Origin of the sequence: Empedobacter sp. 225-1 (assembly GCF_030328185.1) — a bacterium.
Classification (GTDB): domain Bacteria; phylum Bacteroidota; class Bacteroidia; order Flavobacteriales; family Weeksellaceae; genus Empedobacter; species Empedobacter stercoris.
This window is the reverse complement of sequence record NZ_JACALO010000002.1, coordinates 41678-65102: the sequence shown is the minus strand read 5'-3', so window position 1 is coordinate 65102 and position 23425 is coordinate 41678. Positions and strand designations below refer to the sequence as shown.

Below are 23425 nucleotides of genomic sequence, written 5' to 3'. Positions count from 1 at the left end.
TTATCGCTTTCTATTATTAGATCTCTCACCTCCTTTTCTGTTGTTATCAGATTTTTTTTGTTTTTTCTGTAAACCAACTAATGGAGATAATTCTCTCTTACCATATACCTCACCTTTCATGATCCATACTTTGATCCCTAATCGACCGTAAGTTGTATGAGCTTCTGAAATGTGGTAATCAATGTCTGCACGGAATGTAGACAAAGGAATACGTCCGTCTTTATAAGTTTCAGAACGTGCCATCTCTGCACCGTTTAAACGACCAGAGATTTGAACTTTAATTCCTTCAGCGTTCATTCTCATTGCAGATTGAATAGCCATTTTGATTGCACGACGGTAAGAAATACGATTCTCAATTTGACGAGCGATACTATCACCTACTAAGATTGCATCTAATTCTGGTCTCTTAATTTCGAAGATGTTAATTTGAACCTCTTTACCAGTGATTTTCTTTAACTCTTCTTTTAATTTGTCAACTTCTTGTCCACCTTTACCAATGATGATACCTGGACGAGCAGTAGTTACTGTAACTGTAACTAATTTTAAAGTACGATCGATATAAATACGAGAAACACCGGCTTTAGATAAACGCGCTCTTAAATAAGTACGAATTTTTGCATCTTCTGCAATTTTATCACCGTAATCATTTCCACCGTACCAGTTAGAATCCCATCCTCTGATGATTCCTAAACGATTTCCGATTGGATTAGTTTTTTGTCCCATATCTATTAATCTTGTACTTTTTGTTTATCTTCTTTAGTTCCTAAAACCAAAGTCACATGGTTTGAACGTTTTCTGATTCTATGTGCTCTACCTTGAGGAGCAGTACGAATTCTTTTTAATTGACGTGCACTGTCAACAGAGATTTCTTTTACATATAATCCAGCTTCTTCTACATCAGCTCCTTCGTTTTTGATTTGCCAGTTAGCGATAGCGCTTAATAACAATTTTTCTAAACGGATTGAAGCGTGGTTTTTAGTATATTTTAAAATACCTAAAGCTTTTTGAATTTCAACTCCACGGATAATATCTACTACTAATCTCATCTTACGAGGAGAAGTAGGAACATTATTTAATTTCGCAAAAGCCAACTGCTTGTTAGCTTCTTTGATTTTTTCGTTACTTAATCTTTTTCTAGATCCCATGGCCTTCTACTATTTTTTTCCTTTGTTTTTAGCTCCGGCATGACCTCTAAAAGTACGTGTAGGAGCGAACTCACCTAATTTATGACCTACCATATTCTCAGTTACATAAACTGGGATAAATTGTTTCCCGTTGTGTACTGCGATAGTTTGACCAACAAAATCAGGAGAAATCATAGATGCTCTTGACCATGTTTTGATCACGTTTTTGCTACCCGCTTCTACGTTAGCTAAAACTTTCTTTTCTAATTTATAGTGGATGAATGGTCCTTTTTTTAATGAACGTGCCATAAATTATTTTTTTCTTCTTTCAACAATATATTTGTTAGACGCTTTCTTTTTGTCACGAGTTTTGTAACCTTTAGCTGGAATACCGTTACGAGAACGAGGGATACCTCCTGTCGCACGACCTTCACCACCACCCATTGGGTGATCAACTGGGTTCATAACCATTGCACGAGTTCTTGGACGACGACCTTGCCATCTTGAACGTCCTGCTTTACCAGAAACTTCTAACTGATGATCTGTGTTAGAAACAACACCTACTGTTGCTTTACACTCCACTAAAATCATTCTTGATTCACCACTTGGTAACTTAACGATAGCATATTTACCATCACGCGCAACTAATTGAGCATAAGTACCTGCACTTCTTGCCATAACCGCTCCTTGCCCTGGACGTAACTCAATACAAGAGATTACTGTACCTAATGGGATGTTTTTAAGCTTCATAGCATTACCTACTTCTGGTTCTACGTTATCTCCTGAAACAATTACTTGTCCAGCTTTCAAACCATTTTGAGCAATAATGTAACGTTTTTCACCATCTTCGTAAGATAATAAAGCGATGAATGCAGTTCTGTTTGGATCGTATTGTACAGATTCTACAGTTGCAGCACCTTCTTTATCACGTTTGAAGTCGATGATACGATATTTTTGTTTGTGTCCACCACCGATATAACGCATTGTCATTTTACCAGTGTTGTTACGTCCACCCGATTTAGATTTTCCTTCAACTAATGTCTTTTCTGGCTTAGCACCTTTGTCTACTGCCGCAAATTCATTAACCACTCTAAAACGTTGTCCCGGGGTGATAGGTTTTAATTTTCTTACTGACATTTTTTAATTCTTAAATTATCCGAACAACTCTATTTCTTGACCTTCAGCTAAGCTAACGATCGCTTTTTTCAACTTATTTGTTTTTCCAGTTTGAAAACCTGTTTTTGTATAACGAGTTTTCACTTTTGGAGCAGATACTAAAGTACTAACAGAAACCACAGATACACCGTACGTTTTTTCTACAGCATCTTTGATTTGAATTTTGTTAGCTTTTGTGTCTACATAAAACGAATATTGCCCTAATAACTCACTGTTATTTGTAGCTTTTTCTGAAATTACTGGTTTAATTATGATTCCCATTTTCTTCGTCTTATTTTGTTAAATTTTCTTGAACTGTTGCTAAAGAACCTTCTAAAAATACGATTTGAGAAGCATTGATTAAATCAAATACATTTAATTCCTCAGTTGTAACAACTTTAACTTTTTGCAAGTTACGAGAAGATAAATATACATTGTTATTAGACTCTCCTAAAACGAATAAAGATTTTGTGTTCTCTAATCCTAAATCAGCTAAAACTGTTTTGAAGTCTTTCGTTTTTGGAGCTTCAAATGAGAAGTTCTCAACAACTTTGATTTCGTTCTCAGCTAATTTTTGTGATAACACAGATTTTTTAGCTAATCTCTTTTGTGCTTTATTTAATTTGAAAGAATAGTTTCTTGGACGTGGCCCAAAAATTCTTCCTCCTCCTCTAAACACTGGAGATTTAATAGAACCTGCACGAGCTGTACCAGTTCCTTTTTGTTTTTTGATTTTACGAGTAGATCCCGCAATCTCAGCTCTTTCTTTTGCTTTGTGAGTTCCTTGGCGTTGAGCGGCTAAATATTGCTTAACTTCTAAGTACACTGTGTGTGTAGAAGGCTCAATTCCGAAAACTGCCTCGTCTAAAGATACTGTTCTTCCAGTTTCTTGACCTTTGATGTTTAATACTACTACTTCCATCTTCTAACGATTACGTATGAATTTTTAGGACCTGGGATAGCACCTTTAACAATTAAAAGATTTTTCTCAGTATCCACTTTAAGTACTTTTAAGTTCTGAACAGTAACTTGTTTACCACCCATTCTTCCAGCCATACGCATTCCTTTGAATACACGAGATGGATCTGAACCAGCACCGATAGAACCTGGAGCTCTTAAACGGTTATGTTGACCGTGTGTAGCTTGACCTACTCCACCGAAACCATGACGTTTAACTACACCTTGGAAACCTTTTCCTTTTGAAGTACCTGTAACACTTACAAATTCTCCTTCGTTGAATAACTCAACGTTAACTTCTCCTCCTAATGTTAAAGAGTTTACGAATTCTTCACCGTAAAACTCAACTAACTTACGTTTTGGAGTAGTTCCTGCTTTTTTAAAGTGACCTTTTAAAGCATTAGTCGTGTTTTTTTCTTTTGCGTCATCGAAACCAAGTTGAGCAGCAACGTACCCATCTTTCTCTACGGTTCTGACTTGAGTAACCACACATGGCCCAGCTTCTACGATAGTCACAGGAATATTTTTCCCGTTCTCATCAAATAAGCTAGTCATCGCGATTTTTTTACCAATGATACCTGACATTTGATTAAAATATGTTAATAATTTGTTTATTATTTTAGAGAATGTGCACTTTCGAACACTAGAGATCTTCTCTAAAATTAGCATGCAAATGTAAGAATTATTTTGTAAACCACAAACTTTCAATTAATTATTTTTCAAAAGATTACAAACCGAGAAAAACAATGTTAAAAACTGATTCCAAATATATCTTACAAAAAAACCTCGAGATGTGCACGTCTCGAGGCTTATATTTATTTAAAGCGTTGTTTAACTACACTTTAATTTCTACTTCAACACCACTAGGTAATTCTAATTTCATCAAAGCATCAACTGTTTTAGATGAAGATGAATAGATGTCTAATAATCTTTTGTGAGCTGATAATTGAAATTGCTCACGAGATTTTTTGTTTACGTGTGGAGATCTTAAAACTGTAAAGATTCTTTTGTGAGTTGGTAATGGAATAGGACCATTCACAACAGCTCCTGTCGCTTTAACAGTTTTTACGATTTTTTCAGCTGATTTATCAACTAAAGAATAATCGTAAGATTTTAATTTTATTCTAATTTTTTGACTCATTTTTCTTGAATTAAGCGTTACCTTTTGCTTTAGCGATTACAGCTTCAGCCACGTTTGTTGGCGCTGGAGCGTAGTGATCGAATTCCATAGTTGATGTAGCACGACCAGAAGATAATGTACGTAATGATGTTACGTATCCGAACATTTCTGCTAATGGAACCATAGCTTTAATAACTTTTGCGTTATTTCTATCATCCATACCAGAAACTTGTCCACGTCTTCTGTTCAAGTCACCAACGATGTCACCCATGTTTTCTTCTGGAGTTAAAACCTCTAACTTCATGATAGGCTCTAAAATTTGAGCACCTGCAGCTTTAGCAGCAGCTTTGTAACCCATTTGAGCAGCTAACTCGAAAGATAATTGGTCAGAATCCACAGGGTGGAAAGATCCATCTTTTAAAGTAACTTTTAACGAATCCATTTCGAATCCTGCTAAAGGTCCATTCTTCATTGCAGCTTTGAAACCTTTCTCAATAGAAGGGATAAATTCTTTTGGAACGTTACCACCTTTTATCTCAGAAACGAATTCTAAACCTGTTTTACCTTCATCTGCTGGTCCCATTGTGAAAACGATATCAGCAAATTTACCACGTCCACCAGATTGTTTTTTGTAAACTTCACGGTGATCTGCTGGTCTTGAGAATGATTCTTTGTACTCTACTTGAGGCTCACCTTGGTTAACCTCTACTTTGAATTCACGTTTTAAACGGTCAACGATGATATCTAAGTGTAACTCACCCATACCAGAAATAACTGTTTGACCTGAAGCCTCATCAGTTTTTACTTGGAATGTTGGGTCTTCTTCAGCTAATTTAGCTAAAGCCATACCTAATTTATCAACGTCTGCTTTTGTTTTAGGCTCAACTGCGATACCAATTACTGGATCTGGGAAGTCCATAGACTCTAATACGATAGGTGCTTTTTCGTCACATAAAGTATCTCCTGTTTTGATATCTTTGAATCCTACTGCAGCTCCAATGTCACCAGCTTCGATGTATTCGATTGGCTCTTGTTTTTGAGCGTGCATTTGGAAGATACGAGAAATACGTTCTTTATTACCAGAACGAGTATTTAACACGTATGAACCCGCATCTAAGTGTCCAGAATAAGCACGGAAGAAAGCTAAACGACCTACGAATGGGTCAGTAGCAATTTTAAATGCTAATGCTGAGAACGGCTCATCTACAGATGGTTTTCTAGAGATTTCCTCATCTGTTTTTGGATCTGTCCCTGGAATCGCTTCTTTGTCCATCGGAGATGGTAAGTAACGACAAACAGCATCTAACATGAACTGTACACCTTTGTTTTTGAACGAAGATCCACAAGTCATTGGGATGATAGACATATCTAATGTTGCAGCACGTAAAGCAGCATGAACTTCTTCTTCAGTAATAGAATTTTCATCTTCCATGTACTTCTCTAATAAGTTTTCATCGTACGCAGCTACTTCTTCGATTAATTGACCACGGAATTGTCTTACATCGTCAACCATATCAGCTGGGATTTCAACAACATCAAATGTAGAACCATGATTCTCATCATGCCATACAATTGCACGGTTTTTAATCAAATCAACCACTCCTTTAAAGTCAGCTTCATCACCGATTGGTAAAACGATAGGAACAGCATTTGATCCTAACATCTCACGTACTTGACGACAAACATTTAAGAAGTCAGCTCCTTGACGGTCCATTTTGTTAACGAATCCTAAACGAGGAACTTTATAGTTATCTGCTAAACGCCAGTTTGTTTCAGACTGAGGTTCAACTCCATCTACTGCTGAAAATAAGAAAACTAAACCGTCTAAAACACGTAAAGAGCGGTTTACCTCTACTGTAAAGTCAACGTGACCAGGAGTATCGATAATATTAAAGTGGTATCCTTTAGCATCTGGTAATGGTTTACCTTGCTCTGTTGGGAAAGTCCAATCAACAGTAACAGCAGCAGAAGTAATTGTAATCCCTCTTTCTGCTTCTTGCTCCATCCAGTCAGTTGTAGCTGATCCTTCGTGAGTTTCTCCTAACTTGTGGTTCTTACCTGAATAGAATAAGATACGCTCTGTAGTCGTAGTTTTTCCTGCATCGATGTGAGCAGCAATACCAATATTTCTTGTGTATTTTAAATCTCTTGCCATCGTGTATTAGAATCTAAAGTGAGAGAATGCTTTATTTGCTTCTGCCATTTTGTGAGTATCTTGACGTTTTTTAACGGCAGAACCTTCTTCTTTAGCAGCTGCAATAATTTCTCCAGCTAATTTTTGAGCCATCGATTTCTCGTTTCTGTTACGAGAATATTTGATTAACCATTTCATTGCTGTTGAAATTTTACGATCTGGGCGAATTTCCATTGGAATTTGGAATGTAGCTCCACCTACACGGCGAGAACGTACTTCTACGTGAGGCATTACATTAGATAATGCTTCTTTCCAAATGTCTAATGAAGTTTTTTCAGCATCTTCTTTGCGAGAATCTACGATTTCTAACGCATCATAAAAGATTTTGAATGCTACAGATTTTTTTCCGTCGTACATTAAGTTGTTTACGAAACGAGTTACTAACTGATCATTAAATTTAGGATCTGGAAGTAAAGGTCTTTTTTTAGCTCTTGTCTTTCTCATCTTACCTTAAATTTATTTTTTAGCATCTTTAGGACGTTTCGCTCCATACTTACTTCTACGTTGAGTACGTCCGTTTACTCCCGCAGTATCTAACGCTCCACGTACAATGTGGTAACGCACACCTGGTAAATCTTTAACTCTACCACCTCTAACCAATACTATCGAGTGCTCTTGAAGATTATGACCTTCACCACCGATGTACGCGTTAACTTCTTTCCCGTTTGTTAATCTAACACGAGCAACTTTACGCATTGCTGAGTTAGGTTTTTTAGGAGTTGTAGTGTAAACACGTGTACAAACACCGCGGCGTTGTGGACATGATTCCAATGCAGCCGATTTACTCTTCTTGGTTAGTTTTTTTCTACCTTTTCTAACTAATTGTTGAATTGTTGGCATACTAATTAAATTTCCTTTTAAATTTGGATTAAACCCATTTTTTGGGCATGCAAATCTACAATTAATTTTTCAAAAACAAAATATAATTCGTTTTTTTCTATTGATTTTGATACTTTTAAAAAAACATTTAGAGTTAAATTTACATTAGTAACAATTAATTAACATTAAATATAAATAAAACATAGAATTTTGCACTTTATGTATTTTTAAAACATTTTCATGGAACTCATATTTATCATTATCCTTGTCACAGTCGTTCTATTAGCCATTTTAGACATTATGGTAGGAGTTAGTAATGATGCTGTTAATTTTTTAAATTCAGCGATAGGATCTAAAGCTGCAAGTTTTAGAACAATTATGATAATCGCATCATTCGGTTTACTGATTGGTGCAGTTTTTTCAAGTGGAATGATGGAAATTGCCCGAAGTGGAATTTTCACCCCCTCCATGTTTACATTTTACGATGTAATGATTATTTTCTTAGCAGTGATGATTGCCGATGTTATTCTTTTAGATTTATTTAACTACATTGGTTTTCCTACTTCAACAACCGTTTCTATTATCTTCGAATTATTAGGCGCTGCAACCTGCTTAGCTTTAATAAAAGTTATTACAAATGACGACTCATTCATTACAATACTTAATTATATCAATACAGAAAAAGCATCTGAAATTGTTTTTAGCATTATACTTTCTGTCTTTTTATCTTTTTTATTAGGTTCGATTATACAATACATCACACGTTTAATCTTTACATTCAACTCAGAAGCTCGCATCAAAAAATATGGAGGAATTTTTGGAGGAATTGCAATTACAGCAATTTCATTTTTCTTATTAATCAAAGGAGCTAAAAACTTAACCTTCTTAAGTGGAGATATTAAAAGTTGGATTTCAGCTAATCAAATTTTATTAATCGGAATTAATTTTGTTTTATGGACAATTGTTTCACAAACTTTAATCTACTTTAAAGTCAATATTTTACGAATCATTATCCTCATCGGGACATTCGCATTAGCTTTAGCTTTTGCTGGAAATGATTTGGTTAACTTTATTGGTGTACCAATTGCCGCTATTCAGTCTTACGATATTTTCACAGCCTCTGGCGTTACAGATCCAACAGGATTTATGATGGGAGATTTAGCAAATAATGATATTGTTGCTCCGTCCTACTATTTAGTAATTGCAGGTCTTATCATGATTGTAACACTTTGGACATCGAAGAAAGCACGAAATGTAATTGAAACAGAACTTAATTTAAGTAAACAAAACGACGGAGAAGAAAAATTTAAACCCAACTTCTTATCACGTGGAATTGTTCGAGCTGTAATTATATTAGGAGGTTTGATTGATAAAATTTTACCTAAATCATTGCAATTAAAAGTAGACAAACGTTTCGAAAATCCGAAAAAAAATCTTTCTATCAAAGATCAAACAACTGATGAAGAAGCTTTTGATATGATTCGTGCTTCAATCAATTTAATTGTCGCTTCAATCTTAATTTCGATCGGAACATCGATGAAGTTACCTTTATCTACAACTTACGTTACTTTTATGGTTGCAATGGGTTCATCATTTGCAGACCGTGCATGGGATAGGGATAGTGCTGTTTTCCGTGTAGCAGGAGTATTCAACGTTATTGGAGGATGGTTTTTAACTGGAATTTCTGCATTCACAATGGCTGCTATTGTTGCCGTAATTATGTTCTTTGGAAAAGCGTACGGTATTATCGGAATGATTTTGTTATTAGGATTTATCTTATTCAAATCAAATCAAAGCTACAAGAAAAAGAAGAAGGAAAAAGAGGAAATTATCATCAGTTTTACAGAAGAAGATATTGATTCTATTCAAAAAATCTTTACGAAAAACAAAAAACAGATCAGCAAAGCTTTATCAAAATCAGCATATAGTTTTGAATTAAGTATTCGCGGAATCGAATTTGAAAACCTAACGCACGCAGCAGAAAATAAAAAGAAAATCAAGAAATTAATCAGTTCTATCGAAGAATTAAAATCTAATTTCTATCGTATTTTGCGTGATATGGATAGAGAGAATATTAACTCGTGTAAAGTATTCGTGCAATCTTTTGGCTATTTACAAAATATCACGACGAGTATCAATTTTATCAACACATCCATTCATACCTATATCTATAACAATCATCGTAAGTTAAACGAAGAACAATTAATTGATTTAAAATCAATTAATATTGAGTACAAAAAATTATTAAATCATACTTCCAAGAGTTTTGCGAATAACAATTTGAATGAATTGGAATCATTTGATAAATTGCGCCAATCGATTGACAATAAAATTTCGATTGCATTGAATAATCAAATTGAACGCATACAACAAGAAAACGTCAGTCAAAAAAGTTCGACATTATATTTCACTATCCTTACAGAAGTAGAATATACGGTTGACAGAATCGAAAAATTAGTTCGTTTATATATCGATATTGACAAACAAATTAATGACTAATAAGTTAAATGATTTAAACCATATTAATTTTACATTAACTTAACATTAATTACTTTAATTTTGCACCTCAAAACATTATTTAAATGTCGGTAAACTCATTTTTCAAATTATTTACTCCAAAGGATAAGGTATTTTATCCTTTGTTTGAGGAGGCTTCAAAAAGTTTAATCAAATTAGCTGAGTTGTTACATGAATGTGTAAATGCTCCAATTGAGGAACGCGAAGATTACATTGCTCAAATATCTAAAATCGAAAGTAAAATTGAATATTTAACTCAAAAAACTAATATAGAGTTAAGCAAAAATTTTATTACTCCTTTTGACAGAGAAGATATTTACCAATTGGTAAAATCGATTGATTATGTTGCTGACAATTTGAATGGCGCAGCGAATCGCATCAATATTTATCAGGTTGATAAAATCACGAAGTCTATTCGTAAAATTACGGCTGTTAACTTAGAAGCTTGTCAATTAATCGGTGAAGGAATCGAACAGTTGAAAGATTTGAGTAACGTGAATCGTATTTATGAAATTTGTGAGCGTATCAATAAATTAGAAAATAAATCTGATCGTATTTTTGATAAAGCGGTTCAAGAAATTTTTGAGAACGAAACTGATGCCAAAAACATCATCAAATACAAGGAAGTTTTATCTTCATTAGAATCTGCAACAGATAAATGTAAGAGTGTTGCAAATGTATTAGAAGCAGTAGCAGTTAAGCATTCGTAAAATTAAATCTTAAACATTAAGATATGACTGAATTTTTCACAGCGTTTTCGAGCATGCTCACGTCTACGCCAGGAATCTTATTGATTACTATTATCTTCTTAGCATTTGTTTTTGATTATATTAATGGTTTTCATGACGCTGCAAATTCTATTGCGACAATTGTTGCAACTAAGGTTTTAACCCCTTTCCAAGCTGTTTTATGGGCTGCTGTATTTAACTTTGCTGCCTACTTTATTTCAGTTTATTGGATTGGAGAATTTAAAATCGGTAATACGATTGCTAAATCAGTAAATGAGAACTTTATTACTTTAGAAGTTATTCTTGCTGGAATTATCGCTGCCATTTCATGGAATCTTTTGACTTGGAAATTCGGTATACCATCTTCTTCTTCTCATACATTGATTGGAGGATTTATTGGTGCTGCACTTGCGCACGCAGGAGGTTTTTCAGCAGGCGGAGAAGATGTGATTGTTTACAAAAAAGTAATTCCAATTATTTGCTTTATCGTTTTAGCACCTTTAATCGGTATGATTATCGCATCGATTTTAACCATTCTTACACTTCATATTTGTAAAAAAGCAAAACCCGCAAGAGCTGAATGGTGGTTCAAGAAATTACAATTAGTCTCTTCTGCCCTATTCTCTTTAGGACACGGTATGAATGATGCGCAAAAAGTAATGGGTATCATTGGAGCTGCAGTGATTTTTTACCATATGAATGTGGATTTTGATCCAGAGTACATGCAAGCTGAAGATAAATTTCAGTATTTTGTTGCGCATTGGGGATGGGTTCCTATTACATCTTTTATCGTAATCGCTTTAGGTACGATGGGTGGAGGATGGAAAATCATCAAAACAATGGGATCTAAGATTACAAAAGTTACACCATTAGAAGGTGTAGTTGCTGAAACTTCTGGTGCAATGACACTTTACATTTCTGAACATTTTGGAATCCCAGTTTCTACAACACATACCATCACAGGATCTATCATTGGTGTTGGTTTAACAAAACGTGTTTCTGCAGTACGTTGGGGAGTAACAATTAGTTTACTTTGGGCATGGGTACTAACCATTCCAGTTTCAGCGCTATTAGCTGCATTAATTTACTACGTTGTCACATTATTTATATAACACATTATATTTCTAAAGGAGCTTAAAATTAAGCTCCTTTTTTATTTAAAATATTTTTACAAAATCGACATTTTAAAATTAAGAAATTGTTAAATTTGCGCAATGCAACTAACTGTATTATTTATCATTATCGGCTTAGCCATTTTATTTGATTTCTTGAATGGTTTTCATGATGCCGCAAACTCTATTGCAACAGTCGTTACAACTAAAGTACTCACTCCAATTCAAGCAGTTATTTGGGCTGCATTTTTCAACTTTGTTGCCTTTTTCATAGCAAAATATATCATCGGAGAATTTGGAGTCGCAGATACAATCGCTAAAATTATTAAAGAAGATGTCGTTGTAGCATTTGGATCTAATCCATCTGTTGTCGTTATGGCCGCACTATCTGCTGCAATTACTTGGAATATTTTAACATGGAAATTAGGTATTCCTTCCTCTTCCTCGCATACGTTAATTGGAGGATTAGCTGGAGGTGCTTTAGCTGCAACTGGTTTCGATTTTTCGGCTGTTAACAGTACAATTATTTTAACCATAATTGCTTTCATCTTTGTTGCACCGATTATTGGTTTAATTGCCGGAAACGTAATTTACATTATCACACTTAATCTTTGTAGAAATGCTAAACCACATAAAGCTGATGCATGGTTCAAAAAATTGCAATTGCTTTCTTCTGCTATGCTAAGTATTGGTCATGGATTAAATGATTCGCAAAAAGTAATGGGAGTAATCACGTTCGCTTTACTTGCAAACCAAACTGCCATTGCAAATACTGATATGAATGACTGGGTTTTGAATGATATCTTTCATTGGAAAGATTGGTTCATCACTTCAAGTAGTACTGATATTCATGATTGGGTGCCAATTTTATGTTTCTCCGCAATCGCTTTAGGAACATTAGGAGGAGGAATGAAAATTCTTAAAACAATGGGTAACAAAATTACAAAAATAACCCCTATCGAAGGTTTTACTGCACAAACAGCTTCAGCAATTACATTATTCTTTACAGAACACATCAAAATGCCTGTATCAACAACACACGTCATCACAGGTTCTATCATTGGTGTTGGAATGGTAAAACGAGTTTCTGCTGTTCATTGGGGTGTAACAATAAGTTTACTTTGGGCTTGGATTTTGACAATTCCTGTTTCTGCACTTATAGCTAGTGGTTTTTACTTCCTATTCACATTATTTTTCTAGAACAAAAAATTTTAAACATAATATAATAGGCGGTCAAATTTGATCACCTATTTTGATTTAATTAATCATCATTTTCAAAGATATCGTTTATTTTATCTTGAAGAATCGGATAATTTTCAAACATCATTTTTTTGATTGTAATATCCATACTCAAAGCATTTCTTAATGCTTCGTTCCCAAGTCTATCCTCATCTATCAAATAATAAACATTACTTAGTTGATAAAAAAATTCGGCTCGGTTAAAGTTCTTCAAAGCCCCTGTTAACAAAACTGCAATTGCTTGCTCATATTCGCCAATTGCAATTAAGGTCTCTACATAGGCAAACCAAGTATTAAAAACCAAAGGTTTCAATTCAACCAATTTTACTAAACTACTTAATGCTTCCTCAAACTTCATTTGTTTCAAGAAATAATACGTAGAATTGGTATAATATTCAGAGTTGTCATCATTTAACTCAATTGCACGCTGAATATAATACTCTGCCTCATCCAAATTTCCCATCTTATCATACAATGCAGCAGATTTTGCCCAAACTTTATCCAATTGCGGGTCTTCTTTTATGGCAATATGATAAGCTTTTAATGCCTTTTGAGGTTTTTTCAATTTTTCATACAATTCCCCAATTTTAAAATGCGTCAACGCAGGAGAATCATCATACTCTAAAGTTTCTTCTAGCGTTTCAATGGCTTTGTTGTAATCCCCTAACTCTTCAAAAGAAAACGCCTTATTCGTATGACCAACTATAGAGTTTGGGTTAATTGCAATAACATAATCTAATGCGTTTATAGCTTCTTTAAACATCTTTTTATGATTATACAATAACCCAAGTTGCAACCAAGCTACTTCAGAATAAGGATTATCATCAATAAAATCTTTCAAAAAGTCGATGCATTCTTCTGGATTATGAATTTCTTCGAAGCATTGTATAATCGAATAAAAAGAATAGTCATTTTCTGGATTAAATTTTAAAGCTTTTCTAAATGCGATTAAAGCTGACTGAACTTCATCTAAATTTAAAAATTCGTTTCCGATACAATTGCAAATAAAATCAGTTTCATCATCATCTATCGACAACGCCTCTTCATAAAAACGAATTGCTTTTCGAGACATTTTTTTCATTCCCCAAAAACGTGCTTGTACTAATAAATAATCCAATTCATTAGCCGCAATTACTTTTAGTTCTTGAATTAATTTCGCCGAACGTTTCAACTCATTAATCAAAAGTAGATATTCTATCTTCTTTATCTTGATTTCTATATTTTCAGGATGCATTTTCTCTGCAAAATCCAATGCACGTTTGGCATATTCGCTATCATTTACTTCAATATAGAATTCAATTATTTCGACCAAATCTTCCGAATCGTAATATTTATACTCACGATTCTCAAGCATTTGTTCAAAACGTTCAATCAGTTCGTTATTAAAAAAATCTTCGTCCATAATATCAAACTAATTTACAAAATAAAATGTGCAAAATTCACAACGAATTGTAAGAGTTTTGCACATTTATTAAACAATTAAAACAGATTGTTTTAAATAATATTTTTGATACTTTCGATCATTTTATCTGCTAATTTATTCGCATTTTCTTCTGAAGTACTTTCTGTGTAAATACGAATAATTGGCTCTGTATTCGATTTTCTTAAGTGAACCCATTCGGTTGGAAAATCTATTTTAACACCATCAACAGTGTTGATTTCTTCATTTTTGTAAACTTCTTGAATCTTCATTAACAATTCGTCTACGTTAATTTCTGGAGTTAATTCGATTTTCTTTTTTGCCATAAAATAAGCAGGATAAGATGCTCTCAATTCAGAAACTGGAATATTTCGTTCAGCTAAATGTGTCAAGAATAAAGCGATACCAACTAAAGAGTCGCGTCCGTAATGTAATTCTGGATAAATAATTCCTCCGTTACCTTCTCCACCGATTTTAGCTTCAACATTTTTCATCTCCACCACAACATTCACTTCTCCAACTGCTGAAGGCGAATATTTTTGACCATATTTCTCCGTCACATCGCGTAAAGCACGAGAAGAAGATAAATTAGAAACCGTTGCTGAAGGTGTTTTGGACAATACATAATCTGCCACTGCAACCAATGTATATTCTTCACCAAACATTTCACCCTTTTCATCTATAATCGCCAAACGATCTACATCTGGATCAACCACAATTCCAAAATCAGCTTGTTCATCAACCACCTTTTGACAGATGTCGCCTAAATGTTCTTTTAACGGTTCTGGATTGTGTGGAAAATGTCCGTTTGGTTCACAATACATATCGTAATGAATCACTCCTAAGCGTTGTAACAACTTGGGAATTGCTATTCCTCCAGTCGAATTTACTGCATCAATTGCAACTTTAAAATTTTTGTTACGGATAGCTTCTGCGTCAACTAAAGGTAAAGATAAAATTTTCTCGATATGTAAGTCAATTGCATCATCAAATGTTTCGTAAGATCCTAAATTATCGACTTCTGCAAATGTATAATCGTCTTTATCAGCAAAAGCTAAAATTTGTGCACCATCTTCAGCAGAAACAAATTCACCTTTGGCATTTAACAATTTCAAAGCATTCCATTCTTTTGGATTATGAGAAGCTGTTAAGATTATTCCTCCATCTGCGTGTAAATGTGTTACCATTACTTCGACTGTCGGGGTAGTAGACAATCCTAAATCAACCACATTTATACCCAATCCCTGTAAAGTAGAACAAACTAATTGAGAAACCATTTGACCTGAAATACGAGCATCACGGCCAACAATCACTTTATACTCTGATTGAGTTGATTGATTTTTTAACCATGTTCCGTAAGCAGCAGCAAATTTTACTGCATCAATGGGCGTTAAGTTATCTCCTGGCTTTCCTCCGATTGTTCCACGAAAACCCGAAATTGATTTTATTAAAGACATATAATTTATTTTATAAGTAATACAAAAATACAAAAAAGTTTTCTTATCTTTTTGGAACGATTTTAGTTAAGTTTTGCTTAACATTATTTTACAACCTTTAAAAATATTATTAATTATGATGACAACTTCATTTATTATGTTGACTATTACAGGAGTTTGGAGCTTCTTAGTTTACCTTGTTTTCGGGCTTATTTGTGCAGGAATTGCAAAAGCCATCATGCCAGGAAAAGATCCAGGAGGTTTTTGGGTAACAGCTTTAATTGGTATTGTTGGTGCTTATTTAGGAGCTTATATGCGAACTATATTAGGAATTTCTCATGATGGAGAAGTAAGTTTCTTTAGTCCATTTGATTGGATGTTCTCTATTTTAGGAGCGTTGATTTTACTATTTATTTGGAAAAAATTTTTAGCACCAATGTTTAATAAATAATTCGTTATTCTTTATATAAAAAAATCCTTTCGCAGTTTTGCGAAAGGATTTTTTTATGTTTATTTTATAATGGAAGAATTGTTTTTTCGTACTTCTGATTAATCATAATAGCCGATGCTTCGTAAAAAGCTATAAATCCACAAATAATTCCGGTCCAACCAGCAAAATTTAGGATAGCTTCGTCACCCGTAAAGTTTGCAGCAGCCAATAAAAAGAATAATAAGGTTAATGATCCAAATAGTAATTTACCAACCAAACTACCTTTTAACGTTTGTAAAAAATTAATTAAGGAAAAAAATCCCCACATTCCTAAATAGCAACCCATCGAATTTCCGTCGGCTTTTTCCACTCCAAACATTGGTGCTAACCAAGTAAAAACAAGTGATAACCAAAATGCTCCATAAGACATAAAAGCAATGCTACCAAAGTTATTTCCTTTTTTCCATTCCATCACTCCAGCTACAAACTGCGCTCCGCCTCCAAAGAAAACTCCCATTCCCATGATCATACTATTGACGGGAAAAAAACCTGCGTTATGAATATTTAGTAAAATTGTAGTCATGGCAAATCCATACAAACCAAGCGGTCCAGGATTTGCTGTTTGGTCTTTAATTGAGTAAATATTATTCATCTTATTTATTATTTAAAGACAATAATAATCTGAAAATAATAAATAAAAAACATTTTATTCAAAAAAAGTGTATTTTATACACTACAAACATTTTACAAAGACACTAACCATTTTATTAACAATAGATTAATTATATAAAAACCTTACTGTCTTTAATGAATAAAAAATCCGTTAATTATTATTAACGGATTTTTAGAATGGTCTTTTAGAAATTATTATTTCTTTTTATTTTTTTGTTGTTGCTCTTGCATCTCTTGAGCTTGCTTCATCATTTCTTGCATACGAGTAGCAAATTTACCTTGTTTTTTAGGTTTCGTTTTATTCGTTTCAATAATTTGATGAATTTTTGCTTCATGAATCATGAACCTCTTAATGTATAAGACGATAAAGATGTTAATCGTATTAGAAACTAAATAATACCATGATAGTCCAGAGGCATAATTATTAAGGAATACAAAGAAGAAAACTGGCATTACATACATCATGTATTTCATGAATTGCATGTTTGGCATTCCTTCTTGTTGTGGCATTTGGAAGTTGTCCATAGATCCTGATACTTTAAAATAAACCATCATTGCAACGATATATAATAAAGCAAATACACTTAAGTGACCATTTAAGAACGGAACCCATTCTGGCAAACTGATGATATCATCATAAGCTGTTAAATCTTCTACGAACCAGAAAGGAGCACCTCTTAAGTCGATTAAGTTTGGGAAGAAACGGAACAACGCATAGAAAATAGGAATTTGTAGTAAAGCTGGTAAGCATCCTGCTAATGGATTAATACCTGCATTACGATAAATAGCCATCGTTTCTTGTTGTTTCTTCATTGCATCTTTCGGATCCTTGTATTTTTCGTTGATTTCATTCAATTCAGGACGAACAACTTTCATCAATGCTGATTGACGGTATTGTTTGTACATAATTGGAGATAAAACCAATTTCACAACGATTGTCATCAAGAAGATTACCCATCCGTAAGTGATTCCTACAGAAGCTAACCATTTGAAAATATTCAAGAAGAAATATTTATTCAACCAACCAAATAATCCCCAACCAAAATCGATTAAGTTTTGGAATCCTTTGTCGTTGTAATCTTTCAACATTTTATAATCCAATGGAATAAAATCCCATGTGAATTTTGAATTGATTTCACTATTTTTTAAATCGATTTGAGAACTTAAATTGTAATGTTTACTATACGTTAAGTCTTCTTCAGCCGAATTGATAGATCCACCTTTTGTATTCTTGAACCCTTCGTCATTAGATAAAACTGTCGCAAAGAATTGTTGTTTATTCGCTACCCAAGAAATTGCTTCCTCTTCTTGCCATTCATCAGCTCCAAATAATTCGTATTCGATGTCTTTGTTTCCTTTGAACTGAAAATAAGTATGTGACCAATATTTCTCTTGATCTTTCCCTTTCTCTGTACTGAAACCGTCCATCGTCCACGCTAAATCGACTTTATTTTCTGAAGTAATATTAGATAAACCTTGAGTTTTTACTTCAAAATCAATCCCATAAGAATCTCCTAATGTATAGATGTATTGAATTTGACTATTTTCCGCATTGGCTGTAAACGTCACAATTGTATTGTTCGCATTTTTTTGCACCTGTGGTACAAATACCAAATCCGAAACATTAAGAACAGCTCCTTGTTTCGTTTTGAATGATAAGTTGAATTTACTTGATCCATTTTTTACTAAATGTAAAGGATCTTTGTTTCCATCTTTTTTCGCATCAAAAGCATCATAACCGATAATTTGAACATCAGCAATCTGAGCTCCTTTTGGCGAAAACTTAACTTTAAGTTTATCATTACTCACTTCAACATCTTTTGCTAATGTAGGATCTACAGTTTGAAAAGCTTGTGTTGTAGCTGTTTTGTTTAATTGTTCCTGTTTTTTTGCTTGCTCTTGCTTTTGGACTAATTCTTTCTTTTGAGCTTCGACTTGTTCTTCCGAAGGTCTGTTAAGATAATAGAATACGCCAAAAAGAATAGCAATTAAAATAAAACCAATCGTTTGGTTAAAATCAAATTTTTTCTCTTGTTGCATTTAATAAATCATTTTGTTTATTCAATAAAGAAGCTTCGATAAAACTTATAAATAAAGGATGTGGCGAAGCAACTGTACTTTTATATTCCGGATGGAATTGTACACCAATATAAAATGGGTGTTGATTATGTTCTAAAATTTCTACTAATTCTGTTTCTGGGTTTTTACCAACTGGGATAAAATTATGTTCAACAAATTCATCATAAAATTCGTTGTTAAATTCATAACGATGACGATGACGCTCTAAGATTTCTTCAGAATTATAAATTGCTTTGATTTTTGAATGCTCAGCTAATTCACATTTCCAATTTCCTAAACGCATTGTTCCTCCTTTATCCGATACATCTTTTTGATCTTCCATCAAACTAATGACTGGATAAGGCGTTGTTAAATCCATTTCTGCTGAATCTGCTTTTTCGTAACCTAATACATTACGTGCAAATTCGATTGCCATAATTTGCATTCCCAAACAAATTCCTAATGTTGGAATATTATTTCTTCGTGCATAATTTGCAGCAATTATTTTACCTAAAATTCCACGATCTCCAAAACCTGGTGCAATCAAAATTCCTGCAACACCTTTCAGTTGCTCTCCAACGTTGTCTTCTGTAATTTCTCCAGAATACACCCAACGAACTTTTACACTTGTTTCACAAGTTGCTGCAGCATGTACAAACGCTTCTGTAATTGATTTATAAGAATCATGTAACGAAACATATTTACCTACTAAAGCAATTTCAATTTCGTTTTTAGGATTTTTATGGTTTGATAAGAATTTGTTCCAAACTGTAAAATTTGGTTCTTGATCAGTTGGCAAATCTAAGCCTTTTAAAACAACTTCGTCAAAATTTTGTTCATGTAATAAAAATGGAACCTCATAAATTGTGTCTGCATCCATACTTTCGATTACGTTTTCTTTGCGAACATTACAAAATAATGCCAGTTTAGCTTTGACATCTTTTGGTAAATGATGTTCAGTTCTTGTCACTAAAATATTGGCATGAATACCATTTTCCATTAAAGTTCGAACAGAATGTTGTGTTGGTTTTGTTTTCAATTCACCTGCAGCAGCTAAATATGGTACTAATGTTAAGTGAATTACTGAAGAGTTATGTTCACCTAATTCCCAAATTAATTGTCGAATTGTTTCGATATATGGTAAAGATTCTATATCACCCACTGTACCTCCAATTTCAGTAATGATGATATCGTAATCACCTGTATTACCTAATAATTTGATACGACGTTTGATTTCGTTTGTGATATGAGGAACAACTTGAACTGTTTTTCCTAAATAATCTCCACGACGTTCTTTTTCTATAACTGTTTGATAAATACGACCTGTAGTAACTGAATTAGCACGAGATGTAGCGCGGTTCAAGAAACGCTCATAATGTCCTAAATCTAAATCGGTCTCTGCACCATCTTCCGTCACGTAACATTCTCCATGCTCGTAAGGATTAAGTGTTCCTGGGTCTATATTGATATAAGGATCTAATTTTTGAATTGTCACTCTATATCCTCTAGCTTCTAATAGCATTCCTAATGAAGAAGCTACGATTCCTTTTCCTAACGACGATGTTACTCCTCCGGTAACGAAAATGTACTTTGGTGTCTTGTTTGTTTCCATTGAATTCTTTAAATCAATGGTTGCAAATTTATGAATAAATAATGGGGTAAAAAAAAGTGGGAGTGAAATTTAGAGAAATAAAAATAGGCAAGCGATCTACATCACACCGCTACGACCGTATACCTTTGCTACGTTCCCGTCCTGGAGGATTCAACAGGAGCTGGTTGTGTAGGACTTGCCTGATGCAAAGGTAAGAATGTTTTGATAAAATAAAAGTATTTTGAAGATTTTTTTCCTTCGTTTAACAATCGAAAGAACATTTCGTTTTCATTATGAATAAATTATATTAGAAAAAAAAATTACTTTTAACGAAGAAGATCAACCAATTCTTCTTGATTTTGAAGAATACATTTATTTAATTTTTTTTGTTTATTATAAAAAACATAAGTCATAAGAATCAAAATAAAAAGAGAAAAAACACCAACTAACTGGGCATTGAACAATGTTTTCTTGGTACTAACTTTGGCTTCGTGATTTAAAGATTGAACTGCTATACTAATGGTTTTGTTCTCGGAATTCAACACTTTTTTAGCATACAAAGTACTCAAGCTATCTGCTTTCTCGAATTGCTTCCATTCTTGTTGTGCAATACTATTCAACCCTATTAAACTATAGATATTTCGTTGCAAAACAGAATCATCAATATCACCCAATACAATTAATGCTTCATTCAGCTTTTTATTTGATGTTTCATAATTATTTAATTTAAAATAATATTCTCCTAACCCCTTTAAAGAATAAGCAATCAAGATTTTTGTAGCTGTTAATTTTGATAATTCGTAAGATGTGATAAATGATTTTTCAGCGGTATTCAAATCTGTTTTTAAATAACAATATCCTAAATTATAATAAATAACACTTTTATTAGAATTTGCAACAAAACTATTCTCTATTTGATTATAACTCCTAATGGCTTTGTTAAAATAATTTATTGCGCTATTGGTATTATTCAGATCTTTAAAAATCAACCCTCTTACGGTGTAATTATAGGCAACCGATTCTAATTTTTCCTGTCTATTTTCTAAATTCTGAATTGTTTTCTCAGCTTCATTCAGGTAAACAAGCGATTTATCATATAATTTTAAACTATGATAAATAGATGAAATCCGATGAAGCGCAGCTACTTTTTGTCCTTTATTTTCTAAAACATTAACCAATTCATAGGTTTTATTCAAATATTCCAATGCTTTCTCATTGTCTCTTAAATTAGAATATGCAGTAGATTTTAAAAAGTAAATATCAACCAGCTGTTTAGCATTTATGTTTGATTGAGTTATCAAAACATCGATTTGTTTTATTGCTTGTTTTGGGTATTTATAAACATTTGTCTTGGCTTCTTCGTAAAGATTTTTAATTTTAATCGAATCACTTTGCGCAAAACCAATAAAACTACCATACAACATCAGCCACATCAATAGTATTTTTCTCATAATTCTGCTGTTCGACTTAAAGTGTTAATGAAAAGTGTTGGTGTAGTTCCTGTAAAAGTTTTAAATGCAGACACAAAACTACTGTGCGAAGAAAACCCCGCTTCTTCCGCTAAATAACTGATTTTATAATTCAAATAATTAGAATCGGTTGTCAACTTATTCAGTATATATTTTATTCTAAGTTCGTTTATATAAGTGTTGAAATTCTTTTTCTTATGACGATTAATCACCTCACTCAGATATTTTGTATTGGTATCAAGTTTAGATGCAACAAGCCTTAACGAAACATTTTTGGATAAAAATTTATTCGTTTTCTCAAAAGAATCTAACTTTTGCAAAAGCGCGTATTCTTTATCTTTAGACAACAAATCTGTTTTTTGCGAATATTTAGTTTCCAAATCAGCTTGTACAACTTCATTTTTAGATTCTTTTATGGTTTGTAAAATTGTAGTAACAACACCTAATTTTTCCTTTTTTTTGTTCAGAATATAACCATAAATAAGGATAGTTAAGAATAACACAACAAAGGAAAAAATGATAAGTCTTTGTAATAAATCTTCTGTTTTTTGCTGCTTTAATTGGATTATTTTTGATTGATGATAAAAAATTTCATTATTAATTTTCTGATTCATCAATAAATTCAACGTAGAAATGGAGTCATACTTTTCGCTATAATAATTAATTTCGTGAATAGAATGAGTTGCTAAATACAAGCTTCCCAAATTGTAATAAACATCGTTAATTAAATAAGGATGATTTAATTTCTTGGCCAAAATCAACGCAATTTTATAATGATTTAGCGCTTTATCTGTCTCCCTTTTATCAAAGTACAATTCTCCCAAATACAATTCTATTCTTGTTTTAAAATACAAACCAAGTGCATCATTTTGATTTAGATTTTGAAGTAATTGAAAGGCTTTATCATATTGATGATTTTTAAGATAAGCCTTTGACAAAATAAGTTTTTCCTCAATCGTCAATTTTTTTTTACCTAAAAACGTTTCAATACATTTCCCAAAATTTCCTTGATTAAAAAATTGTGAAGCCTTTATTGAAATTACATTCTCTGAATGATTTTCAGCAATATATTTTTCAGAAAAATCATATAAATGATACTGTTGATAGATTCAATTCTGAATCATCAATTAGCTTTATATTCGATGTTTTTAATGCTTCCAGATTCGCAAGAGCAGCATTTTCTAAAGCTTTATCATTTTTCCCAGCATAAAAATGACCATAAGCTAAAAGCAGATAAGTTTCGGCAATATTTTTTTTATTATCCAAATTTCGAATCAAAAACTCTGCATTCGAAATAACTTCTGAAGGATTGTTGTATAAAACAGAATTATAATCATGTAAATATTCGTCTAAAGGCATCGTTTTATCATTCACTTCTACTATT

Annotated in this window: 24 protein-coding genes and 1 other RNA gene; 5 read left to right on the top strand and 20 right to left on the bottom strand. The window is 33.0% G+C overall.

Annotated features, from left to right (window positions below):
- The 11 genes from rpsC to rpsL all read right to left on the bottom strand — a co-directional run bounded on the left by rpsC (position 1) and on the right by rpsL (position 7390).
- Positions 1-723 (bottom strand): 30S ribosomal protein S3, encoded by a 723-nt coding sequence (rpsC, locus tag HX088_RS01020; protein ID WP_019974200.1) that lies wholly within the window; start codon positions 721-723, stop codon positions 1-3.
- A gap of 5 nt (positions 724-728) precedes the next feature.
- On the bottom strand, positions 729-1145 hold the full coding sequence (gene rplV, locus HX088_RS01015; protein WP_171623143.1) for a 50S ribosomal protein L22: 417 nt from the start codon (positions 1143-1145) through the stop codon (positions 729-731).
- 9 nt (positions 1146-1154) lie between these two features.
- The gene (gene rpsS / locus HX088_RS01010) at positions 1155-1433 is read right to left on the bottom strand and encodes a 30S ribosomal protein S19 (RefSeq protein ID WP_171623142.1); all 279 of its coding nucleotides are present in this window, start codon (positions 1431-1433) and stop codon (positions 1155-1157) included.
- A 3-nt stretch (positions 1434-1436) separates the two neighbouring features.
- Complete coding sequence (gene rplB, locus HX088_RS01005; protein WP_225541310.1) at positions 1437-2261, bottom strand: 50S ribosomal protein L2; 825 nt, start codon at positions 2259-2261, stop codon at positions 1437-1439.
- 15 nt (positions 2262-2276) lie between these two features.
- Positions 2277-2561, bottom strand: coding sequence for a 50S ribosomal protein L23 (rplW, locus tag HX088_RS01000; RefSeq protein WP_171623140.1), 285 nt, complete (start codon positions 2559-2561; stop codon positions 2277-2279).
- Positions 2562-2571: 10 nt separating this feature from the next.
- Entirely contained in the window at positions 2572-3201 is a 630-nt protein-coding gene (gene rplD, locus HX088_RS00995) for a 50S ribosomal protein L4 (protein WP_284584156.1), read from the bottom strand.
- On the bottom strand, positions 3192-3821 hold the full coding sequence (gene rplC / locus HX088_RS00990) for a 50S ribosomal protein L3 (protein WP_026357390.1): 630 nt from the start codon (positions 3819-3821) through the stop codon (positions 3192-3194). The genes rplD and rplC overlap by 10 nt, the downstream gene beginning before the upstream one ends.
- Positions 3822-4071: 250 nt before the next feature.
- Positions 4072-4377 carry a 30S ribosomal protein S10 gene (rpsJ, locus tag HX088_RS00985; protein ID WP_019974208.1) on the bottom strand — a complete coding sequence of 102 codons (306 nt, stop codon included), beginning with the start codon at positions 4375-4377 and terminating at the stop codon, positions 4072-4074.
- A gap of 10 nt (positions 4378-4387) precedes the next feature.
- On the bottom strand, positions 4388-6511 hold the full coding sequence (gene fusA, locus HX088_RS00980) for an elongation factor G (protein WP_260544489.1): 2124 nt from the start codon (positions 6509-6511) through the stop codon (positions 4388-4390).
- A gap of 6 nt (positions 6512-6517) precedes the next feature.
- Entirely contained in the window at positions 6518-6994 is a 477-nt protein-coding gene (gene rpsG / locus HX088_RS00975) for a 30S ribosomal protein S7 (protein ID WP_019974210.1), read from the bottom strand.
- A 12-nt stretch (positions 6995-7006) separates the two neighbouring features.
- Positions 7007-7390, bottom strand: coding sequence for a 30S ribosomal protein S12 (gene rpsL, locus HX088_RS00970; RefSeq protein ID WP_019974211.1), 384 nt, complete (start codon positions 7388-7390; stop codon positions 7007-7009).
- Positions 7391-7609: 219 nt separating this feature from the next.
- Between rpsL and HX088_RS00965 the strand changes: the two genes are divergently transcribed.
- From HX088_RS00965 to HX088_RS00950, 4 genes are all read left to right on the top strand, one after another.
- Entirely contained in the window at positions 7610-9868 is a 2259-nt protein-coding gene (locus HX088_RS00965) for an inorganic phosphate transporter (protein ID WP_286482998.1), read from the top strand.
- Positions 9869-9951: 83 nt separating this feature from the next.
- Positions 9952-10596, top strand: coding sequence for a DUF47 domain-containing protein (locus tag HX088_RS00960; RefSeq protein ID WP_286482997.1), 645 nt, complete (start codon positions 9952-9954; stop codon positions 10594-10596).
- A 23-nt stretch (positions 10597-10619) separates the two neighbouring features.
- Positions 10620-11726, top strand: coding sequence for an inorganic phosphate transporter (locus HX088_RS00955; protein ID WP_225539827.1), 1107 nt, complete (start codon positions 10620-10622; stop codon positions 11724-11726).
- Between the two features lie 102 nt (positions 11727-11828).
- Positions 11829-12926 (top strand): inorganic phosphate transporter, encoded by a 1098-nt coding sequence (locus tag HX088_RS00950; protein ID WP_286482996.1) that lies wholly within the window; start codon positions 11829-11831, stop codon positions 12924-12926.
- Between the two features lie 61 nt (positions 12927-12987).
- Here the strand turns inward: HX088_RS00950 and HX088_RS00945 are convergent, their stop codons facing one another.
- Together HX088_RS00945 and glmM are read right to left on the bottom strand one after the other, a co-directional pair.
- Positions 12988-14367, bottom strand: a complete 1380-nt coding sequence (locus tag HX088_RS00945) for a tetratricopeptide repeat protein (RefSeq protein ID WP_286482995.1) — start codon at positions 14365-14367, stop codon at positions 12988-12990.
- Positions 14368-14459: 92 nt separating this feature from the next.
- Positions 14460-15842 carry a phosphoglucosamine mutase gene (glmM, locus tag HX088_RS00940; RefSeq protein ID WP_188319619.1) on the bottom strand — a complete coding sequence of 461 codons (1383 nt, stop codon included), beginning with the start codon at positions 15840-15842 and terminating at the stop codon, positions 14460-14462.
- Positions 15843-15957: 115 nt separating this feature from the next.
- Here glmM and HX088_RS00935 point away from each other — a divergent pair, with 115 nt between their 5' ends.
- Positions 15958-16272 carry a GlsB/YeaQ/YmgE family stress response membrane protein gene (locus HX088_RS00935; RefSeq protein ID WP_260544502.1) on the top strand — a complete coding sequence of 105 codons (315 nt, stop codon included), beginning with the start codon at positions 15958-15960 and terminating at the stop codon, positions 16270-16272.
- A gap of 64 nt (positions 16273-16336) precedes the next feature.
- Here the strand turns inward: HX088_RS00935 and HX088_RS00930 are convergent, their stop codons facing one another.
- The 7 genes from HX088_RS00930 to HX088_RS00900 form a co-directional block, all read right to left on the bottom strand.
- Entirely contained in the window at positions 16337-16903 is a 567-nt protein-coding gene (locus tag HX088_RS00930; protein WP_171623131.1) for an acetate uptake transporter, read from the bottom strand.
- A 215-nt stretch (positions 16904-17118) separates the two neighbouring features.
- Positions 17119-18963 (bottom strand): membrane protein insertase YidC, encoded by a 1845-nt coding sequence (yidC, locus tag HX088_RS00925; RefSeq protein ID WP_225539830.1) that lies wholly within the window; start codon positions 18961-18963, stop codon positions 17119-17121.
- Positions 18941-20593: a CTP synthase gene (gene pyrG / locus HX088_RS00920; RefSeq protein WP_286482993.1), complete on the bottom strand. Its 1653-nt coding sequence runs from the start codon at positions 20591-20593 to the stop codon at positions 18941-18943. The genes yidC and pyrG overlap by 23 nt, the downstream gene beginning before the upstream one ends.
- An 82-nt stretch (positions 20594-20675) precedes the next feature.
- Positions 20676-20774: signal recognition particle sRNA small type (gene ffs / locus HX088_RS00915), an RNA gene on the bottom strand.
- A gap of 124 nt (positions 20775-20898) precedes the next feature.
- A complete protein-coding gene (locus tag HX088_RS00910) occupies positions 20899-22023 on the bottom strand; it encodes a tetratricopeptide repeat protein (protein ID WP_286482992.1) in 1125 nt (374 codons plus the stop codon).
- Complete coding sequence (locus HX088_RS00905) at positions 22020-22979, bottom strand: helix-turn-helix domain-containing protein (protein ID WP_286482991.1); 960 nt, start codon at positions 22977-22979, stop codon at positions 22020-22022. Before HX088_RS00905 ends, HX088_RS00910 begins: the two co-directional genes overlap by 4 nt.
- Positions 22980-23124: 145 nt before the next feature.
- Positions 23125-23400, bottom strand: coding sequence for a hypothetical protein (locus HX088_RS00900; protein WP_225541301.1), 276 nt, complete (start codon positions 23398-23400; stop codon positions 23125-23127).
- Positions 23401-23425: the final 25 nt, after the last annotated feature.

What these genes read in the sequence shown, in the direction of transcription:
- rpsS (WP_171623142.1), bottom strand. Translation starts at nt 1,433, where the DNA reads ATGGCACGTTCATTAAAAAAAGGACCATTCATCCACTATAAATTAGAA.
- HX088_RS00930 (WP_171623131.1), bottom strand. Translation starts at nt 16,903, where the DNA reads ATGAATAATATTTACTCAATTAAAGACCAAACAGCAAATCCTGGACCG.
- pyrG (WP_286482993.1), bottom strand. Translation starts at nt 20,593, where the DNA reads ATGGAAACAAACAAGACACCAAAGTACATTTTCGTTACCGGAGGAGTA.
- yidC (WP_225539830.1), bottom strand. Translation starts at nt 18,963, where the DNA reads ATGCAACAAGAGAAAAAATTTGATTTTAACCAAACGATTGGTTTTATT.
- glmM (WP_188319619.1), bottom strand. Translation starts at nt 15,842, where the DNA reads ATGTCTTTAATAAAATCAATTTCGGGTTTTCGTGGAACAATCGGAGGA.
- HX088_RS00910 (WP_286482992.1), bottom strand. Translation starts at nt 22,023, where the DNA reads ATGAGAAAAATACTATTGATGTGGCTGATGTTGTATGGTAGTTTTATT.
- rpsL (WP_019974211.1), bottom strand. Translation starts at nt 7,390, where the DNA reads ATGCCAACAATTCAACAATTAGTTAGAAAAGGTAGAAAAAAACTAACC.
- rpsG (WP_019974210.1), bottom strand. Translation starts at nt 6,994, where the DNA reads ATGAGAAAGACAAGAGCTAAAAAAAGACCTTTACTTCCAGATCCTAAA.
- HX088_RS00960 (WP_286482997.1), top strand. Translation starts at nt 9,952, where the DNA reads ATGTCGGTAAACTCATTTTTCAAATTATTTACTCCAAAGGATAAGGTA.
- fusA (WP_260544489.1), bottom strand. Translation starts at nt 6,511, where the DNA reads ATGGCAAGAGATTTAAAATACACAAGAAATATTGGTATTGCTGCTCAC.
- rplD (WP_284584156.1), bottom strand. Translation starts at nt 3,201, where the DNA reads ATGGAAGTAGTAGTATTAAACATCAAAGGTCAAGAAACTGGAAGAACA.
- HX088_RS00965 (WP_286482998.1), top strand. Translation starts at nt 7,610, where the DNA reads ATGGAACTCATATTTATCATTATCCTTGTCACAGTCGTTCTATTAGCC.
- rplB (WP_225541310.1), bottom strand. Translation starts at nt 2,261, where the DNA reads ATGTCAGTAAGAAAATTAAAACCTATCACCCCGGGACAACGTTTTAGA.
- HX088_RS00950 (WP_286482996.1), top strand. Translation starts at nt 11,829, where the DNA reads ATGCAACTAACTGTATTATTTATCATTATCGGCTTAGCCATTTTATTT.
- rpsC (WP_019974200.1), bottom strand. Translation starts at nt 723, where the DNA reads ATGGGACAAAAAACTAATCCAATCGGAAATCGTTTAGGAATCATCAGA.
- HX088_RS00955 (WP_225539827.1), top strand. Translation starts at nt 10,620, where the DNA reads ATGACTGAATTTTTCACAGCGTTTTCGAGCATGCTCACGTCTACGCCA.
- rplC (WP_026357390.1), bottom strand. Translation starts at nt 3,821, where the DNA reads ATGTCAGGTATCATTGGTAAAAAAATCGCGATGACTAGCTTATTTGAT.
- rplW (WP_171623140.1), bottom strand. Translation starts at nt 2,561, where the DNA reads ATGGGAATCATAATTAAACCAGTAATTTCAGAAAAAGCTACAAATAAC.
- rplV (WP_171623143.1), bottom strand. Translation starts at nt 1,145, where the DNA reads ATGGGATCTAGAAAAAGATTAAGTAACGAAAAAATCAAAGAAGCTAAC.
- rpsJ (WP_019974208.1), bottom strand. Translation starts at nt 4,377, where the DNA reads ATGAGTCAAAAAATTAGAATAAAATTAAAATCTTACGATTATTCTTTA.
- HX088_RS00935 (WP_260544502.1), top strand. Translation starts at nt 15,958, where the DNA reads ATGATGACAACTTCATTTATTATGTTGACTATTACAGGAGTTTGGAGC.
- HX088_RS00900 (WP_225541301.1), bottom strand. Translation starts at nt 23,400, where the DNA reads ATGCCTTTAGACGAATATTTACATGATTATAATTCTGTTTTATACAAC.
- HX088_RS00945 (WP_286482995.1), bottom strand. Translation starts at nt 14,367, where the DNA reads ATGGACGAAGATTTTTTTAATAACGAACTGATTGAACGTTTTGAACAA.